Source organism: Wolbachia endosymbiont of Cantharis cryptica, assembly GCF_964277405.1.
GTDB lineage: Bacteria > Pseudomonadota > Alphaproteobacteria > Rickettsiales > Anaplasmataceae > Wolbachia.
The window spans coordinates 425620-444074 of the sequence record NZ_OZ195521.1 but is presented as its reverse complement, the minus strand read 5'-3'; the positions used below and the strand labels follow the sequence as shown (position 1 = coordinate 444074).

Sequence of the window (18455 nt, the reverse complement as noted above, 5' to 3'; positions counted from 1 at the left end):
TTTTTAGCCCAGTTTTTATGGCTTGGACGCCACTTGCTTCTTGGAGGCCTATGTTCACGCATAGTATCCCAGCCATTTCTCATAGATTCACTCAAACTTAATCAAGTAGGAGTATTATTGATGCAAAAAGGGTTCGATTAGAGATTTAAGTGGTATGGTACGTGAGGAAGATATAAACCAATTAGTAGAAAGTGGATTTGATATTAACTCAAAGGATGCAAGTGGAATTACTCTTTTGCATAAGTTTACAAAAAAAGGCGATGTAGTTGGAGTAAAATCATTGCTAGAGCATGAAGCAGATTTTAATGTTATAGACAACGAAAATAGAAATCCTCTGCATTACGCCATTATGCATGGACACAAGAAAATCGCTAAACTTCTTATTAATCAACTGACAATTAATTCCAAGGATAAAAATGGATTTACTCCACTGCACCTTGCTGCGTTACAAGATGATACAGAATTAATAGATTTTTTGATAGTAAAAGGTGCAAAAATTGATGAAAAGGATGCCCAAGAAGGCTATACTCCTCTTCACATAGCTTCACTATACGGCTCTAAAAAAAGCGTCCAAACTTTAATTGATAGCGGAGCAAATCTTGAATGTGAAGATAATAATTTCCGCACTCCTTTGTTTTTAACCATTCGTCAATGCACTACACATTATGACAGTAGAGCAGAAATTATAGAATATCTGATAAAAAAAGGTGCAAACATAGAAGCAAAAGAGGCAGAAAATAATACTACGCTTTTCCTAGCAGCGTATAACAATAAAATGCAAATAGTTAAACTTATTGCAAAAAAACAGCAAGCAAGTAACGATAAAATTAAATTTAAAGAGTTCATTTGTACAAAAAATAACCAAGGTTTTGATTCATTGGATTGCGCTATTGAGCATAATAATAAGAAAATGATAACATTTCTTGTTTCAAAGGGAATAGAAGCAAATGAGCAAGATTTTAATGGCAATACCCGGTTACATAAAGCTAGCTATAATGGTGACACTAAAGCAGTTAAGCTCTTATTGAAGCTTAAGGTAGACGTTAATGCTGTCACTAAATGTAACAGAACTCCTCTGCACTTAGCGGTTAAAAGAGGCCATACAAAAATTGTGAAAATGTTATTAGACTTCTTTCAAAATTGATAAAAGACAAAGAATTAGTATAAAATCGTATATTTAAAATGTATGAGATATGAACAAATAGAGAAACTGGAGGGAGAGAAATTTAGGCGCTTAACAGGGATAAAGCAGATAACTTTCAATAAGATGGTGGAAATTTTAGATGAAGAAGATAGACGAAAAAAAGCAAAGAGTGGGCGTAAAAGCAAGCTTTGTATAGAAGATAGGTTACTTATGGCATTAGAATATATGAGAGAATACCGAACATATTTTCATATAAGCCAAAGTTATGGAAAGTACAACTTATAAAATAATAAGGTGGATTGAAGGTACGTTGGTAAAACATCCAGATTCTGCATTGCCAGGGCGAAAAGAGCTCTTAAAAAGTGAGATGGAGTATGAAGTTTTGGTGATTGATGCCACGGAAACACCAATCGAACGTCCAAAAAAAAGCAAAAACACTTTTATTCAGGAAAAAACACACTCTAAAAACGTAGTTAATAACGGGAAAAGAAAGTAAAAAAATTATTTGCACATCTTTTTCGAACGGTAGAAGACATGCTTTTTAAGGAGTCAAAGGTGCGGATATTAGCAGATCCTAGCCGATGCAGGTTACAGAGGGATGCAAAAAATTCATGCAAATGTTGCATTGCCGCACAGAAAAACGAAAAAGAATCCAATAACGAAAGAAAAAAAGGAAGAAAATCAGGAGCTTGCGAGCCAAAGAGTGGTGGTTGAAAATGTGATTGGTTTACTCAAAAGGTTTAAAATTATTGCAGATCGTTATTGAAATAGACGTAAACGTTTTGGTTTAAGGTTCAATTTAATTGCTGGAATTTACAATTTTGAGCTTCCTAAGTGAATTTTGAAAGAAGTCTAATGAAGTTCTCGTATATCACACCAAGACCAGTGCATAATGCGCAAGATAAAAGTAAACAAGAAGAGTTTAAAAAAAAATCTCAATGAAACTATTGCCATCTATCCTGAAAAAGAGCTATTTTTCTTCGATGAATCGCGGTTTGGCACACATTCAAAGATTGGACACGAAAAAAGGCATTAGGACACAGGTTAAAGTAAAATTAGGTAGGCAAAATTTTTATCTCTATAGTGCACTAGAAATGGAGAGAGTTCTAGCTCAAACGTCAATACTGATTGTATTCCTTGAGCAGATGTCGCAATATTTAGGAACAAGAGAGACTTTTCTTATCATGGATTGCGCTAGTTGGAAAAAATTTAAAGGTACCTAAAAATATCGACATTAGACTTCTTTCAAAATTCACGTAAGGAGCTCAAAATTGTGGATAGCAGCAATCAAATTAAATCTTAAACCAAAACGTTTTCGTCGGTTTCTATATCTATCGGAAATGATTTTAAACCTTTTTAATAAGCCAATTACGTTTTCAACAATTGCCCTTTGGCTCATAAGTGTTCTGTTCTCTTTTTTTTGTTCTTTGCTTAACGGATTCTTTTTCGTTTTCCTGTGAGGTAATACAACATTTTTATGTATTTTTTGCATTCCTCTGTAGCCGGCATCAGCTAAGATTTTAGTTTCCGGCAATATTGCTACCTTTGATTCCCTAAATATCCGAAAATCGTGTTTCCTACCTTTCGAGAAAGATGTACATATTACTTTTTTACTCTTCTTCTCTGCTACTACTTGCGTTTTTATAGTATGCCTTTTTTTCTTTCCAGAGTAGAAGCATTTTTGCTTTTTTTTGGCCTCTCTACTGGTGTTTCAGTTCCATCTATTACCAAAACTTCATATTCTACATTACCCTTTAATAGCTCTTTTTTTCCCGGTAATGAAAAATCTGGATGTTTTATTAGCGTGTCTTCTACCCATCTTATTATTTTGAAACAGTTACTTTCACTCATGCCATAACTTTGACCAATGTGGAAATACGTTCGATATTCCCTCATATATTCTAATGCCATAAGCAACCTATCTTCTACGCAAAGTTTGCTTTTTCTTCCACTTCTAGCTTTTTTTCTTTTATCCTCCTCATCCAAAATTTCCACCATTCGCTTAAATGTTCCCTTTTTTTCCCCTGTTAAGCGCCTAAATTTCTTTCCTTCCAACTTTTCTATTTCTTTATATCTCATACCTTAAAATATCTGATTTTATACTTCTTTTCCCTTGTTTGCCAATTTTGAAAGAAGTCTATTATATACCTACCTCCATACTCACCTGACTGTTGAGAGGTTTTGGTTATATATAAAACAGAACATTTTGCGCAATAAAATCTACGATACAATTGCTCTGCTTGAGAGCGCTTTGTGTAAATTTATTGCCTCTCTTTCTCACTCCGCAATTAAAAAACTCTGTAATGCTGCTTATTTGATTCACTAGTAATGAGAATTGGTATAAGTATGGATTTCTTTGTGTGGAAGACATGGAACTTAAGACTTCTATAGAAGGTAAAGTAGAGTACAGACTAGTAAAACCAACACATCATTATTTACCAGCAAATGGCGTAGTCTTACCTATTAAGGATTTAGATGTTTTATGGTGATTTCCTATTCTTTCAACTAATACCAAATCTCAATAGACTTCTTGCATAACAAACTTTTGGCAGCGCGTTGGAAGAAATTTCTTGACAAACTCCGCCAGCCCCCTTATCATGGTGTTAAGGGTATTTCTGACTCAAAACTTGTTTTTGACCTGCAGGCTCAATGACAAAATTCAGTAAAAAACTCAGGGTATTTTTTGGCGGATTACATAAAATTATGGCGGCTGCATGTCTTTTAAATTTTTTCTACATTCAGCCAAATCGCGCTTATATTAAGCGTTAGCACATTATTACAGCGCCACTTACAGTAATAGAGAGTCAAAACTCGCACCACGGGGCTTCTTTTGCCTTTTTTTACTTGGTAAATTTCTTAAATATTTTCTTAAATTTTATAGCTAAGCGACAACCGCTGCTTGTTAGCGGTATCTCTAGATACCGCGGCGGTATGACGTAGGACTGCTGATATTCCGCTACTTGTTAGCGCCGCGGCGGTATGACGTAGGGAAACCTTTCTTGGGTTAGCTATAGAATAAAAAACGCCGGTATTTTAAAGTAAATATAAATACCACAGGGCTTCTTTTGCCTTTTTTTAGGTTATGCAAGAGGTCTATTCTCTCTTGGCTTAGTGTATGGTTAAAATAACTCTTGAGGGATGGTGTGAAGAATTATATTGTCATTGCCTGCAAGATAGAACTCGCTATTTGCACCTGTTGTTGTATGTACTTTTTCTATGCTAGAAAGATTATAAATGCCATATTCCGTTCCTTCGTGGTAATCGCAATACTTAAACTGACCATTTTCATTGAAACAACCAAATTCATCAATTAATGTAGCCATTTTCCTACCTTTTTTGCTATTTGTTAATTCGAAGACGGCAACTGAATAGTGATCTAGAGAGCCCGGTTCAACAGATTCCTCTGCTATAAAAAACGATGGCCGATGGCTAAATAACTCCCAAAGATTCGGATTGTATTCTTTTTTTGCACAATTTAAACTTATGAATTTATATTCATCTGAAATGTTTGAATACTGTGGATCGTATTTTTTATGTTCAAAGAACTCATTACCAAGTACATTACAAAAAGTCAGTTTATAATCATCACTAAACTTAACAACTTTTAAACAATGGAAATCCTTTGGGATACTTACCTCCTCTCCTGTAACATGGTTACGCATGACCAATTGATCATTGAGCATGTAGTAGCCTATTTTTGGTAAAGTAGCTATGGGCTTATCATTCAAAACAATATTTGCTTCATAGATATCATCCGATAATTTTTCTCCTTTTTGCAAAGTAAATTTCTGCTTTAAGCTATCTATTACTGTTGATACATCACTTATTGTCAACACATCACATGTATTTTGTTTGTATTGATACTGATAGCAACTGCCATCTGGACACACTTTAAGACAGGTTCCATCTTTGTCTGATATATAGATGTTGTCATCTTCTATTGTAAAATAAAGTTCTTTTGTTTCGTTTTTGGGATCCTCTTTGATCTTTTTGAGTACTGGGTCATTTTCATCATCAAAATTGATGAAGTTTAGTACTCCAGTCATTTGTCTAGAGCCAGGATGATAAAGTGCGATACAATAATTTTTACTATCTTCTGGAATACTTTCAAACTTTTTAATCCCAGTATTTATTCCCTGTGTTTGAAGCTTGTTTATAGTATCATCCCTGTTTTCGTCCATAATAGCTTCTTGCTCTATAACATAGTCCTTTTCATCTCCATCTTTTTCTTTGACCTTTAAAGCTATTTTTTCGTTTTCCCACTTTAATTTTACATCGCGGGAATTTTTTACTTTACTCGTACCACTGTTGTGTGAATAGATAGTATATCCATCACCATTATTCTGTAATTTGTAATATGTAGTAGGCAGTTTAATCAGCTTTTTATAGAGCGGATCTTTATTATCTATTTTAAATGTATATTTTCCCATACTATTCTTACCCAAATTTACTTTAACAGTTTTTGTTATCTTAAATAGCCACCAACAGCCATCTGATTAATGGCACTGTGGTTAGTAAGAGTTACCGTGTCCATAACACTACTCGGCTGCTTATTGTATGTTATTATTTCTTCAGTATTAACGGAATTTCCCAGCTGCTCATTATTTGCTAATGTTCTTTTCATACGATCTTTTCTAAATCTTTAATTCTTTGTTCCAATTCTTCAATTCCTTTATAAGTCATACTAATCTCCAGACCATGTAAATAGTAATAATAAGGATATAAGCGAGCCATCATCATCATAACCTGAGTCAACATACTCACCTCAGTGAAAACGTAAGATGTAGAAGGTAAGTTAATTGTTTCTCTGTCATTTATCTTGACCGCAACAGACTTACTTATACCATAAAAAAAGCATCTCCTGGTTCTAAGTTAAAACGCATTTCTTTACCCCCTTTGCAGCCTATACTTTAGATGTAGTTAATTTATAATATTAATTATTGATTAATATTATAAATAATATCACAATACTTAAAATGGATCATATCGTTAATGCGTATAATAGATTTAAAATTCCTATAGTCAAAGGAAAAGAGGTATATCTTTTTGATAAAGATGGTAAAAAATACTTAGATTTTGCTGCTGGTATTTCTACAACCTCTTTGGGGCATTGTCATCCATACATTACAGATAAGCTAAAAGAGCAATTGGGTTCATTATGGCACTGCTCTAATATTTTCACTATTCCTGAGCAAGAAAAGCTTGCTGAACGTTTAACAGCACTTACTTTTGCAGGCAAAGTTTTTTTCTGCTCAAGCGGGCTTGAATCAACAGAAGCCGCAATTAAATTTATTCGCCGTTATTTTTATTCACAAGGCCAAGAAAAGCGTAATCGCATCATTACAATCGAGGGAGGATTTCATGGCCGCAGTATTGCTGCAATTTCTGCTGGAGGAAATGAAAAATCACGCGAAGGTTTTGCTCCACTTCTTTCTGGTTTTGATAAAGTGCCAAAAAATAACATCAAAGCGCTAGAGGAAAAAATCAGCAATGAAACAGCCGCTGTGTTTTTAGAGCCTATACAAAGCGAGGGTGGAGTGCATACGCTGGACGTAGAATATCTTCAAAAAATAAGAGAAATAACAAAAGCTCAAGGAATAATTTTATGCTTTGATGAAGTGCAATGCGGATATGGACGTATCGGTTCTTTATTTCATTACCAAAATATAGAAATCGAACCTGACGTATTAACTTGTGCAAAGGCTATGGGCAATGGGTTTCCCCTAGCCGCATGTTTAGTAAGAGATTATATAGCGGAAGCAATTACTCCAGGAACTCACGGATCAACCTATGGCGGTAATCCACTTGCTATGACTGTTGGCAATGCAGTACTGGATATAATGCTAAAAGAAGGCTTTTTTGATCATGTTAAGAAGATTAGTAAATATCTAAAAGAAAAACTGCTGCCTTTGGCTGAAGAATTTCCGGAGATAATCTCAGAAATTCGTGGAGAGGGTTTATTAATAGGAATAGAGCTTAAGGTGCCTTTTGCTGATAAAATTGTTGACCAATCTCTTGACAAAGGTTTAATAATGACTAAAGTCTTAAGTAATAGAGTAATAAGAATAACCCCTCCACTTATAGTTGAGGATAAACATGTGAACGCAGCGTGTGATATACTCTATAGTTTATTTTTTAAGATTAATGGTATATAAATATTTTAGACATATAAAATTCAGCCATACAAAACTTCAAACTTGCAAATGCTTCTTATAACATATAAAATTAGTCCTGTTTTTTATTGCAATAACATCGTACTTTGATGGATTGGTTATTGGTTTCAGTATTATCAATAATTTTTGTTTTGTTGGTTTTATCATTTTTGTTTTCAGGAGCAGAAATAGGTTTAACTTCAATTAGCCGTTCTCGAGTTAATAAACTAAAACTAGACGGTAACAAAAGAGCTAAGATAATAGATCGCTTGTTAAATAGAAAAGAATTAACGATAGGGACAATATTGCTTGGCAACACGGTTATTAACATTACTTGTTCCGCTTTATTTACAGCAATATTTATAAACTTCTTTGGAAGTGAAGGCATCTTTTTCTCAACAATTATAATGACGTTTTGTATTTTGTTGTTCTGCGAGGTATTACCAAAGACTTACGCTATCCAAAATCCTGAAAAATTTGCGTCATTTTCTGCTTATTTTTTATTGTTTTTTGTAAAGATTTTTTCTCCATTAACGTTAGGTATTCAATTTATTGTCAATCTCATCTTAAAATTGTGTGGGCTGAATAAAAATAAGGAAGTGATATCTGCAGCGGATGCAATGCGTAATATGATTACTCTTCACCGCAGTGAAGGAACCATGTTACAACAGGATCTAGACATGCTAAACAGTATACTTGATTTGGCTGAAACAGAAATATCACAAATTATGACCCATAGGAAAAATTTGTTTTCTCTTGATATAAACCAAAATAAAGAGGAGTTGATAAGGAAAATTTTAACCAGCAGTCACAGTAGAATTCCTTTATGGCAAAAAGAACCAGAAGACGTTATTGGTGTAATTCACGTGAAAAATCTAATAAATGCCTTGCGTGAAAAGAATAATAAAACGGAAGAAGTTGACATTACCCAAGTGATGTCAAAGCCTTGGTTCATACCAGAAAGCACGCTGCTCAGTGTGCAACTTCACAACTTCCGTAAAAACAGGAAACATCTTGCATTTGTTATTGATGAATATGGAGCACTACAAGGAATCGTAACCCTTGAGGATATACTAGAAGAAATAGTTGGAGAAATTTCTGATGAGCATGATGTAATTACAGAAAATTTCATAAAGAAAATATCTGATAACGTGTATCGCGTGGAGGGGAAATCCACCATTAGGGATATTAACAGACAGTTACATTGGGATCTTCCTGACGAAGAAGCTACAACTCTGGCAGGTATGATTGTGAATGAGATAGAGCGCATTCCTGATGAAGGCGAGGAGTTTTTCATGTATGGTTTTCTCTTTAAGATTTTAAAAAAAGATAAAAATGTTATTACTGTTATTGAAGTGCAAGTAAAAACTGATAATACTGTAGCAATTAATTAATTGGGTTTTATGGAAGATACAATAAAAATAACAGCTGAGGAGTTAAAGAGTTACGTAGAGAGAATCGAAAAACTCGAACAAGAAAAGAAGGATGTGCAAGATCACATTCGTGATGTATATGCCAAAGCCGCAGATGAAGGTTGGGATACGAAAGTGATGAAACAAATTATCAGGCTAAGAAAGATGGATGATGATGACAGAGAAGAACAAGAAATATTGCTTGATACCTATAAACGTGCATTGGGAATGAGTTGCGAAAGTGAATAGCAGAATTGTAATTGGAATAAGTGGAGCATCTGGTTCTATTTACGGTGTGCGTATTTTGGAAGCGTTAAAAAATGCTGATTATGAAACTCATTTAGTAATAAGCCGTGCTGGAAAAACAACTATAGCTTATGAAGTTACGGAAAAACTTGAAGATGTTACATCACTTGCAGATTTTTATTATTCTGAGGAAAAGATTGGAGAAAAGATAGCAAGTGGCTCATTTAAAACTTCAGGGATGATTATCGCTCCATGTTCTATGAAGACAATGTCTGAAATCGCGTCAGGTGTTACCTCTAATCTATTAACGAGAGCTGCGGATGTAACGCTAAAAGAAAGGAGAAAATTAGTTCTTATGGTGCGAGAGTCACCACTGCATCTTGGACATCTACGAAATATGTTAAAACTAACGGAGATGGGAGCAATTATTGCTCCCCCAATGCCTGCTTTCTATATTAAACCGAAATCGTTAGATGACATTATTAATCATTCTATCGGCAAAGTATTGGATTTATTTGATATCAAATTACCCGACTTCAAGGAGTGGCAAGGAAGTGACAATTATTATTGACGGCAAAAAAATAGCAAATGACCTATGCGAGAAGTTATCACAAAAAATTGATGTTTTAAAGAGAGAGCATAACATTTTTCCGTGCCTGAAAGTAATTCTCGTGGGCAGCAATCCAGCAAGTCAGGTTTATGTCCGCAATAAACAAAAAAAAGCAGAATCAATAGGCATAAGTTCTGAGACTATTGTTTTGCCTGATAGTACTTCAGAAGATGAATTAATTGAAAAAATTAGTGAATTAAATGAAGATCCATCTGTGCATGGCATTTTGGTCCAATTACCTTTACCAAATCACATTAGTGCAAGCAGAGTAGTTAATACAGTAAGTATTGAAAAAGATGTAGATGGCTTCCATGATGAAAACGTTGGCAGATTAGTCAAAGGTGAAAAAAATTGCCTTATACCTTGCACTCCTAAAGGTTCTTTGCATTTAATTAAGTTAGTTGAAAATAATCTTTCAGGTAAAAACGCAGTGGTGATTGGCAGGTCAAACATCGTGGGTAAGCCAATGTTTCACCTATTGTTGCAAGAAAATTGCACTGTTACCATTTTGCACTCACAAAGTAAAGATTTAGCTGAATATTGCTCTAAAGCGGATATAGTAGTTGCAGCAGTCGGAAAGCCAAATTTTGTTCAAAAAGACTGGATAAAGAAAGGTGCAATAGTGGTTGACGTTGGCATAAATAGTATGAATATAGGAAGACAAACAAAGCTTATAGGTGACGTTGACTTTGATGGAGTGAAAGAAAAAGCCAAAGCTATTACGCCAGTACCCGGGGGCGTTGGCCCAATGACCATTGCATTTTTGATGATGAACACTGTTGTTGCTGCTTGTCTACAAAAGGGAGTTGATGCTTTTGATTTCATTAGTTGAGGTATGAAGAGGAAAGCTATATGAAGATAGAATATACCACATCTCCAGATAGCAAAGATATTAGACTTCTTGCATAGCGTTGGAAGAAATTTCTTGACAAACTCCGCCAGCGCCCTTATCATGGCATTAAGGGTATTTCTGACTCAAAACTTGTTTTTGACCTGCAGGCTCAATGACAAAATTCAGTAAAAAACTCAGGGTATTTTTTGGCGGATTACATAAAATTATGGCGGCTGCATGTCTTTTAAATTTTTTCTACATTCAGCCAAATCGCGCTTATACTAAGCGTCAGCACATTATTACAGCGCCAGTTTAAAGTATTATAGGGTCAAAACTCGCACCATGGGGCTTCTTTTGCCTTTTTTTCGCTTGGTAAATTTCTTAAATATTTTCTTAAATTTTATAGCTAAACTGGATCCCAGTGTCTGGGCACTGGGATGACATCATAGGAGCTGGAATGACACCTTTATGTTTGGAGCAAAACCGGCTATAACATTTAACATACTGTCTTCGAAACAAATGTTCATACAGTTGTATGTCACGCGCTGGAATGACATCGAGTAGTACCTTTTAGTGATATTTATTTCGTAAAATGTAGTGGAGATATCTTATATAATAATACGGAAGCATGTGCTGCTATTCCTTCATTTCTTCCAATAGAACCTAATTTTTCTGCAGTGGTTGCTTTGACATTTACAAATTCATCATCAACCTCTAATACTTCTGATATGGATTTTTTCATTGCTACTTTGTAAGGCGATATTTTAGGCTCCTCACAAACTATGGTAATATCTAAATTAGAGACACCGTATCCTTTTTCTTTTGCTTTTTCAGCAGCAAAATTAAGGAAGTGAGATGAATTGCAATCTTTCCATTCAGAGGAACTAGGAGGAAAATGCTCTCCGATGTCGCCACATCCCAGTGCTCCTAATATTGCATCAACGACTGCATGTATTGCAACATCACCATCGGAATGTGCTTCTATTAACATGTTGTGCTCAATTTCTACACCGCAAATTTTTATAAAGCTCTTAGCTTCATCTTGAACTTTAACGAATTTATGTATGTCATAACCAGTTCCGACACGATATTTTGGTTCTTCAAGAAGAAGCTTTGCCACATTAATATCTTCTTTTGTAGTTAACTTAAAATTGCTTTTCTCACCTTTAATAATCGTAACATGTTTTTTGTGTTCTACCATTAGTGATGAATCGTCAGTAAATTCCTTGTTTGATTGATGGCATGATAACAATTCCTTGAAATTAAAAATTTGAGGAGTTTGTATAGCTCTGAGTTTTTCTCTTGAAATCGTGGACTCAATAAAATCATTGTTCGCCAATGACATAGTATCTTCGACCTCTATTGCTGGAACTACTCCTGCATGTTGATCATTAATCATGGTCTGAGCTAAGTTATCTATCAGAGTATTTGACACGAAAGGCCTGCAAGCATCGTGTATAACGACAAAATCTGGATTGATCTTTTGCAAGCTCTCCAGTCCAAGTTTAACTGAATTTTGCCTACTTTCTCCTCCGTATATTGGGTTCAGTAATTTAGTGTCTACACCTCCTGTCATTCCAGTGTCAAGCACTGGAATCCATTCTTCTTTTTTTATAAATTCCTGCTTCACGCGCTGGAAGAGGTGCTCCGTTGATTTTTCATTTAAATGACGGTTACGTAAGAAGTCTATTATTTTTCTATAAAAACGTTCATAGAAATTTTCGTGATTTTTATTAATTACCACTCTTACGTAATCTATATGTTGGTTAGCTAAAAATTTTCTAATTGTATGAAATAAAACAGGTTTACCTGCCAGTTTCACGTACTGCTTAGGAATTGTGTCACTACATCTACTGCCTACTCCCGCTGCAACTATTAATGCTGCTATTTTGTATTTCTTGGATTTGTTGGTGTACATACCTACTATAGGGTTCTTAATTACTGATTTTAGAATTAATAGATTTTCTCAATCTGTTGTACAATTTTATAAAAGCGATTGAAATCTAAGCTCGCGCTGCCAATTAAAACTCCTGATAAACTTGAGATATTCAGCAAATTTTCTATGTTTTCTGAACTGACTGAACCACCATATATAACATGTTTTTTGCCAGTACAGGATTTTATCACCTCTATCACCTCAGCAATTGTATCGTTGCTTGGCACATGGCCTGTACCTATTGCCCATATTGGTTCATATGCTACGGTATATTCACTATGTGTTGGCAAACGGTTTTTGCATTGATATTCTATTACTTCCTTTGTTTTTCCACTCTTGTAATCTTCTGAGTTTTCGCCTACACAAATAATTGGATGCAAGCATGATTCTATCGCTGTTTCTGATTTAAGCTTTATTTCACTATCTGTTTCATTAGCCCTTTCAGAATGCCCAAGTATTACGTGAGTGCATCCTAATTCTTTTAGCATCTCTGCACTGATTTCACCTGTATAAGAGCCAGATTTTTTATAATGGCAATTCTGTGCTCCTATACTAATATCATTGTTCAACTCTATATTGTCTGGAAATGATGTAAAAGGTGGGCAAATCACCAGCTTAGAGGTAATTTCATTGCTCTTGTCATTGAGTTTGCCTATAAAGTCAACAAATGAAGAACGCGTTCCATTCATCTTCCAATTTGCTACTATTAAAAAGGACATCAATTTTACTTATATGAGCAAGAGTGCCCCAAATAGCACCAAAACGAACTCCTCTTACGCTTGCTTGTTAATTTAACAAAATTAGCCATATAGGATGCGTTTTATTAACCTTTACTTACGTAAAGGTATGTACCTAGTTGAGAACTAATAAAAAAAATAAATTAAGTTTACGAAACAAAATAGAATTGAGTCAATAAAAAATTTTTTACCATTACTCACTTCTACCAAATTTTCTCCTTATTATAGCTTTCTTGAATTTTACTTGCTCAACTTGAGTCCTTCAGCTTCTATCCTCACTCTTTAAATAGTTATGTAACAGAGCTCCCCGTCATCTAAAATTGATGGACTTCAAGAAACACAAGATATAGCTTCACACACAAAGGTAGAGACAAAGGGTAAATATATGATAAAATAGAAAAAATGAAAAAGAGAGGAGAAGAGTAGACCGGCGGAACTTTCCCATCAGTCTCTCGCAGAACTGTATGGAAACCTCTCGGCTTATACAGCTTCCATCCTTTTGATCCTAACCCAAGTGTCCAATGATAAAAAATATTTGGAGATCTCTAATGGAAGGAGATTACAATCAATTGCATAAGACCCTGGTCATGGGTAAAGCCTACTTGGAATGAATTTCATTATTGAAAACAACATGGTCAAACCACGAAGCCCTATTCGTGTTAGCTGTACTTTAGGCTACAGTAGCATGAAAAAAATTGCATATTTCCACCGGCCCACTTTTAATTATTCATAGAGTTAAAAAAGTCAGCATTACTCTTTGTTAAAAGTAGTTTGTCGCGTAAAAACTCCATTGCTTCAACAGATCCCATAGGGTTAAGTATTCTACGCAACACCCATATTTTATTCAATATAGCCTTATTGATTAATATCTCTTCTTTTCTAGTTCCAGATTTTGTAATGTCAATAGCTGGAAATATTCGCTTATCGGCGAGTTTTCTATCAAGTATAATCTCAGCATTACCCGTACCTTTAAACTCTTCAAAAATAACTTCATCCATTTTTGAACCAGTTTCTACAAGAGCAGTAGCAATTATTGTCAAAGAACCGCCATTTTCAATGTTGCGAGCCGCTCCAAAAAAACGTTTTGGTCTCTGCAGTGCGTTTGAATCCACACCACCGGTTAAAACTTTTCCAGATGAAGGAATAACTGCATTATAAGCACGTGCAAGACGGGTTATAGAGTCGAGCAAAATTACCACATCCTTTTTATGCTCAACCATTCTTTTAGCTTTTTCTATTACTATTTCAGCAAGCTGTACATGACGGTAAGCAGGTTCATCAAATGTAGAGCTCACTACCTCACCCTTTACAGAGCGCATCATATCTGTCACTTCCTCAGGTCTTTCGTCTATAAGTAATACTATTAATTCTATTTCAGGATGATTTATAGCTATAGAATGAGCCATTTGCTGAAGCAATATCGTTTTTCCTGTGCGAGGTGGAGCAACTATTAATGCTCTTTGTCCTTTTCCAAGAGGTGCAACTATATCCACAGCACGCATATTTATATCTTTTTTATTATCTCCGCTGCTGTTGTTTTCAAGAATTAAACTCTCTTCAGGGTACAGAGGAAGCAAATTATCAAAATGGACGTACTTTCTTAATTCACTTACTTCAGTAGAGTTTATATTTTGGACCTTAATTAAAGTAAAATATCTTTCTTTATCACCAGGTGGTCTTATTTCTCCGCATACTATATCTCCTGTACGCAAATTAAACTTTTTTATTTGCCCATTGGAAATATAAACATCATCAGTACTCGGAGCATAATTTGCACTTGCTGAGCGTAAAAAACCGAAACCATCAGGTAATATTTCCACCACCCCGCTCCCTATAGTAATACCCCCTTCTTCGCTCATTTTCTTCATTAAGCTGAATATCATTTCTTGCTTTAGCATTCTGCCATTGCTTTTACCATTAGTTGAAATTTTCCTTTCTTCAGCTAGTTCTAATAATTCTTCTGCTGTTTTTCCTCTCAGTTCGCTTAGATCTAGTGTTTTTCTGCTTCCCTTCATATCTTCATTTATTATTTTTTCCATATCATTATTGAGAATTTGCCCACTTTTTTTTGCTGATCCTAGTTCAGCTGTAACCTTTTCTTTTGCTAAAACATCTTCATTGATTGTTGTCATAGTCCTCCAAAAACTTTAATTGATGCTTACTAACCTAAAATGTGACTATAAGATAATAAATTAGGCTGAGCTAATCTTTAGGAAGTATCAAACCTAATTGCTATTAAGCTATATACTTTACCTAACATTATAACAATAAACACTGACAAGTCAAGTTAATTTAACATTAACAAGATATAAAAATAGATAAACAATTTGAAAAACTTTAATAGTTTTCCTTTATATTTCTTAACCTTTCTTGTTTCTCTTCTTTTACTTTTGCTTTTTCTATTTCCGTCTCTAAATCTTCTTGACTACATAAGCCAAGCAGTACGGGATCTTGAGGTTTTATATTTTGCATATTATAATGAGACCCATCCCTTACCTGCTCCACCGTATAATTTGTTGTACTGATTAATTTAGCTATAACACTGTTGTCCAAGATAGGAAATTTTTTTATTAAATAATAAATTGCATCAGGTTTATCTCTACGCCTTGCCACAGAAGCAAAACCAAAAATGTTACCGATCACCTTACTCTTTTTTTTCACATTTTTTGCGATCAAATTTGGGATACGATTCTGATTTTTTTTACAGTCATCAATTTCTTTTTCAGTTATTATCCCAGAAATAATAGGATTAAATCTTTCAATGTCTATTTCTTCATCAGCTATATCTTGTACCTCCTCAAGGGCTAACCTACAACATTGCGCTATTTGATTAAAAGTTAAAGCAGTATTATCTACTAGCCAAGCAGCAATTTGCATGAGAAACTGTTTATTTCTATCATTTTTGCCCTTAGAAAGTTCTGTTGACATCAAAAAAGTATCTCCCATTTAAAACATATTCCTTGTCGTTACATAGAGCTAAAATATAAGCTATTAAAATTAAAAAAGCATTAATTTTATCACTGAATGACTTTTTTGTTTTTCACTTTTCAAGATAATTGAGCAGCTAGACCTACTTTAAGTGATTCAAAAAAATATTTTCCCTCTTTAGGCATAATAGCTTAATTCAGTGTATACCCGAATGGTTAAATTTTAAGCTCAATGTATTGTAATATTATATGTAGTAGCTAATTAATCAACAGGTTTACAAGAACTAAATTATCACTATTCTATAATTAACCACTAATTAACTTTTGCGTTTATGAATGTTAAAAATTTTTTCACCAAAGTAATCGTTGTCATTTTAGCTTGTTTGTTAATCCTTATGGGAATTGGTAACCTTCTATCAGATAATAATAAAAAAGAAGAAGTAGCTAGAGTTGGAAAAGAAGTTATAACACTAGATGAATATAAATCGCTATATCAAAATTACGGAAAGCAGATTTCCGGACCTGACATTAGTGAAGAACAAGTGAAAAGATTGAAGTACGATTTACTTAATGCACTTATAGAGCAAAAACTATTGTTTAACCTAATTAGTGATCTGGGATTGGTAGTTGGAGAAGAGTCTATAAAAGACCACATTAAAAACACTAAGTACTTTCAAAACGACAAAGGTGAATTTGACAAAGAGAAATTTTATGAGACGCTAAATGGTCTGCATATGACAGAAGGGGAGTATGTAGCAAAGCTAGAGAAAATCCTGCCTGCAATGATGTTCATAACTTCATTATTTCATGATAATTATCCAGTAACTTTTGGCGAGAAAATTGATGAGCAGATATACAAAAATCGCTACCAAACTAGAGTAATCGATATTGTTAAAATAACTCAAGATGCAGTTAAAAACGTTCCTGAACCAGATGATCAAGCCTTACTTGACTTGTATGAAAAAAATAAATCCCACTTTTATTATCCTGAATATCGAATTGCACAATATATCTCTTTAGGCCAAAAATATTTTAAAGATCAAATTCAGATCTCAGATGAAGAAATTGATGATATAATAAAACAACAGGAACTCAAAGATCAAAGAGATATATTTAACTTAATATTCCATATTAAAGAAAAGGCTGAAACAGCAAGGAAAGCATTTGAGGAGGGCAAAATAAGCTTTGAACAGATAGTAGAAAAGTTTGGCAAAACAAAACTTGAGGAAACTAGAATAAATAACATAACTAAAGATTTTCTACCAGAGGACATGAGAGAAAAGGTATTTGCTCTCAAAACAGGTGAAGTAAGTGAAGTTTTAACAAGCAGTTTTGGTTGGCATATAATAAAAGTGGAAAGTGCGCATCAAATCTCTAATGAAAACTTAGCTAATTTAAAAAAGGATATAAAGTCAGTTTTAACTAACCAAAAGTCTTTTGAAAAAGTCAATGATTTCATAAACCAAGTGAACTATAAGATATACAATGGTGCAACAATTGAAGGAATATCCAGTGAATACAATTTACCTATACAAACTATTGGTCCAGTAGATGCTAATGGAAAGGATCAAAACGGTAATGGTGTGGAAAGTTCCAATGATTTGATTTCTTTGATTTTTTCGCGAGCAAAAGACCAGAGAGGTTATTTTAAGGGTGTTGGAAATGCCGTTGTTAGTGTAAAGATCGCCGATATTATTCCACCTAAATTGCAAGGTTTTGAAGAAGGCAAGGCATCAGCGATAGAGCTTTGGCGTAATGAATTTATAAAAGAAAAAATGTTTAAAATCGGACAAGAAGTAGCAGCGCAACTAAAAGAAAAAACAGATTTGGAAAAAATTCAAGGTATGGAATTAGTTAAGGATCAGCAGATACACCGCAATGAAGCTGATCAACAAAGCTACCCCTTTTCTTTTATAGAAGAGATTTTTGATATAAAAACAATTGGTTCAGTAACAAACCCTATTCAACACAATAATGAAATCATAATAGGTGTTCTAAAAGAAATGTATTCATCAAATGGCAAATTAAACACGTTTGATACTGGAAAACGTGTGATGATATCGCTAAAAGAGCAGTTAATTAACTATCTAGAATCAAAGTATAAGGTTGAAGTTAATCATGCCATACTTGATGATATATAAAAGAGCCCAATTGCTATTAGACTTCTTGCATAAAAACTTTTGGCAACGCGTTGGAAGAAATTTCTTGACAAACTCCGCCAGTCCTCTTATCATGGCATTAAGGGTATTTCTGACTCAAAACTTGTTTTTGACCTGCAGGCTCAATGACAAAATTCAGTAAAAAACTCAGGGTATTTTTTGGCGGATTACATAAAATTATGGCGGCTGCATGTCTTTTAAATTTTTTCTACATTCAGCCAAATCGCGCTTATATTAAGTGTTAGCACATTATTACAGCGCCACTTACAGTAATAGAGAGTCAAAACTCGTACTACGGGG

At 34.2% G+C, this 18455-nt stretch carries 13 protein-coding genes and 3 pseudogenes; 10 read left to right on the top strand and 6 right to left on the bottom strand.

Features of this window, described 5'->3' with window-relative positions; genetic code table 11:
- Nucleotides 1–154 precede the first annotated feature (154 nt).
- The 3 genes and pseudogenes from ACICP6_RS02105 to ACICP6_RS02095 all read left to right on the top strand — a co-directional run.
- A complete protein-coding gene (locus tag ACICP6_RS02105; protein WP_395463421.1) occupies nt 155–1144 on the top strand; it encodes an ankyrin repeat domain-containing protein in 990 nt (329 codons plus the stop codon).
- A 42-nt stretch (nt 1145–1186) separates the two neighbouring features.
- A pseudogene (locus tag ACICP6_RS02100) lies at nt 1187–1982 on the top strand (IS5 family transposase).
- Nucleotides 1979–2358: pseudogene (locus tag ACICP6_RS02095) on the top strand (winged helix-turn-helix domain-containing protein); the annotation flags it as partial. The pseudogenes ACICP6_RS02100 and ACICP6_RS02095, both read left to right, overlap by 4 nt.
- A 38-nt stretch (nt 2359–2396) precedes the next feature.
- Here ACICP6_RS02095 and ACICP6_RS02090 read toward each other — a convergent pair.
- A protein-coding gene (locus ACICP6_RS02090; RefSeq protein WP_395462622.1) for an IS5 family transposase occupies nt 2397–3223 on the bottom strand; the annotation gives its coding sequence in 2 pieces (ribosomal slippage) (nt 2397–2836 and nt 2836–3223; 828 coding nt in all).
- A gap of 57 nt (nt 3224–3280) precedes the next feature.
- On the opposite strand from ACICP6_RS02090, the pseudogene ACICP6_RS06850 reads away from it, so the two are divergent.
- A pseudogene (locus ACICP6_RS06850) lies at nt 3281–3470 on the top strand (IS630 family transposase); the annotation flags it as partial.
- A gap of 793 nt (nt 3471–4263) precedes the next feature.
- Here ACICP6_RS06850 and ACICP6_RS02085 read toward each other — a convergent pair.
- Nucleotides 4264–5574 (bottom strand): hypothetical protein, encoded by a 1311-nt coding sequence (locus tag ACICP6_RS02085; RefSeq protein ID WP_395463420.1) that lies wholly within the window; start codon nt 5572–5574, stop codon nt 4264–4266.
- Nucleotides 5575–6120: 546 nt separating this feature from the next.
- Here ACICP6_RS02085 and ACICP6_RS02080 point away from each other — a divergent pair.
- The 5 genes from ACICP6_RS02080 (at nt 6121) to folD (ending at nt 10396) form a co-directional block, all read left to right on the top strand.
- The gene (locus ACICP6_RS02080; protein ID WP_395463419.1) at nt 6121–7299 is read left to right on the top strand and encodes an aspartate aminotransferase family protein; all 1179 of its coding nucleotides are present in this window, start codon (nt 6121–6123) and stop codon (nt 7297–7299) included.
- Nucleotides 7300–7406: 107 nt separating this feature from the next.
- Nucleotides 7407–8690 carry an HlyC/CorC family transporter gene (locus ACICP6_RS02075; protein ID WP_395463418.1) on the top strand — a complete coding sequence of 428 codons (1284 nt, stop codon included), beginning with the start codon at nt 7407–7409 and terminating at the stop codon, nt 8688–8690.
- A gap of 9 nt (nt 8691–8699) precedes the next feature.
- On the top strand, nt 8700–8957 hold the full coding sequence (locus ACICP6_RS02070) for a DUF2312 domain-containing protein (protein WP_395463638.1): 258 nt from the start codon (nt 8700–8702) through the stop codon (nt 8955–8957).
- On the top strand, nt 8950–9525 hold the full coding sequence (locus ACICP6_RS02065; RefSeq protein WP_395463417.1) for a UbiX family flavin prenyltransferase: 576 nt from the start codon (nt 8950–8952) through the stop codon (nt 9523–9525). Before ACICP6_RS02070 ends, ACICP6_RS02065 begins: the two co-directional genes overlap by 8 nt.
- Nucleotides 9509–10396, top strand: a complete 888-nt coding sequence (folD, locus tag ACICP6_RS02060; protein WP_395463416.1) for a bifunctional methylenetetrahydrofolate dehydrogenase/methenyltetrahydrofolate cyclohydrolase FolD — start codon at nt 9509–9511, stop codon at nt 10394–10396. The genes ACICP6_RS02065 and folD overlap by 17 nt, the downstream gene beginning before the upstream one ends.
- 580 nt (nt 10397–10976) lie before the next feature.
- Here the strand turns inward: folD and ispF are convergent.
- From ispF to ACICP6_RS02040, 4 genes are all read right to left on the bottom strand, one after another.
- Nucleotides 10977–12314: a 2-C-methyl-D-erythritol 2,4-cyclodiphosphate synthase gene (gene ispF, locus ACICP6_RS02055; protein WP_395463415.1), complete on the bottom strand. Its 1338-nt coding sequence runs from the start codon at nt 12312–12314 to the stop codon at nt 10977–10979.
- Between the two features lie 35 nt (nt 12315–12349).
- Nucleotides 12350–13051: a triosephosphate isomerase gene (locus ACICP6_RS02050; protein ID WP_395463414.1), complete on the bottom strand. Its 702-nt coding sequence runs from the start codon at nt 13049–13051 to the stop codon at nt 12350–12352.
- A gap of 737 nt (nt 13052–13788) precedes the next feature.
- A complete protein-coding gene (gene rho / locus ACICP6_RS02045) occupies nt 13789–15201 on the bottom strand; it encodes a transcription termination factor Rho (RefSeq protein ID WP_395463413.1) in 1413 nt (470 codons plus the stop codon).
- 205 nt (nt 15202–15406) lie between these two features.
- The gene (locus tag ACICP6_RS02040; RefSeq protein WP_395463412.1) at nt 15407–16015 is read right to left on the bottom strand and encodes a cell cycle transcriptional regulator TrcR; all 609 of its coding nucleotides are present in this window, start codon (nt 16013–16015) and stop codon (nt 15407–15409) included.
- Nucleotides 16016–16328: 313 nt separating this feature from the next.
- On the opposite strand from ACICP6_RS02040, the gene ACICP6_RS02035 reads away from it, so the two are divergent.
- Nucleotides 16329–18137 carry a SurA N-terminal domain-containing protein gene (locus tag ACICP6_RS02035; protein ID WP_395463411.1) on the top strand — a complete coding sequence of 603 codons (1809 nt, stop codon included), beginning with the start codon at nt 16329–16331 and terminating at the stop codon, nt 18135–18137.
- Nucleotides 18138–18455 lie beyond the last annotated feature (318 nt).

Bases quoted from the DNA above. Each gene is read 5' to 3' on its own strand.
- rho (WP_395463413.1), bottom strand. From the start codon at position 15,201: ATGACAACAATCAATGAAGATGTTTTAGCAAAAGAAAAGGTTACAGCT.
- ACICP6_RS02085 (WP_395463420.1), bottom strand. From the start codon at position 5,574: ATGGGAAAATATACATTTAAAATAGATAATAAAGATCCGCTCTATAAA.
- ACICP6_RS02040 (WP_395463412.1), bottom strand. From the start codon at position 16,015: ATGGGAGATACTTTTTTGATGTCAACAGAACTTTCTAAGGGCAAAAAT.
- ACICP6_RS02105 (WP_395463421.1), top strand. From the start codon at position 155: ATGGTACGTGAGGAAGATATAAACCAATTAGTAGAAAGTGGATTTGAT.
- ACICP6_RS02035 (WP_395463411.1), top strand. From the start codon at position 16,329: ATGAATGTTAAAAATTTTTTCACCAAAGTAATCGTTGTCATTTTAGCT.
- ACICP6_RS02070 (WP_395463638.1), top strand. From the start codon at position 8,700: ATGGAAGATACAATAAAAATAACAGCTGAGGAGTTAAAGAGTTACGTA.
- ACICP6_RS02080 (WP_395463419.1), top strand. From the start codon at position 6,121: ATGGATCATATCGTTAATGCGTATAATAGATTTAAAATTCCTATAGTC.
- ispF (WP_395463415.1), bottom strand. From the start codon at position 12,314: ATGTACACCAACAAATCCAAGAAATACAAAATAGCAGCATTAATAGTT.
- ACICP6_RS02050 (WP_395463414.1), bottom strand. From the start codon at position 13,051: ATGTCCTTTTTAATAGTAGCAAATTGGAAGATGAATGGAACGCGTTCT.
- ACICP6_RS02075 (WP_395463418.1), top strand. From the start codon at position 7,407: ATGGATTGGTTATTGGTTTCAGTATTATCAATAATTTTTGTTTTGTTG.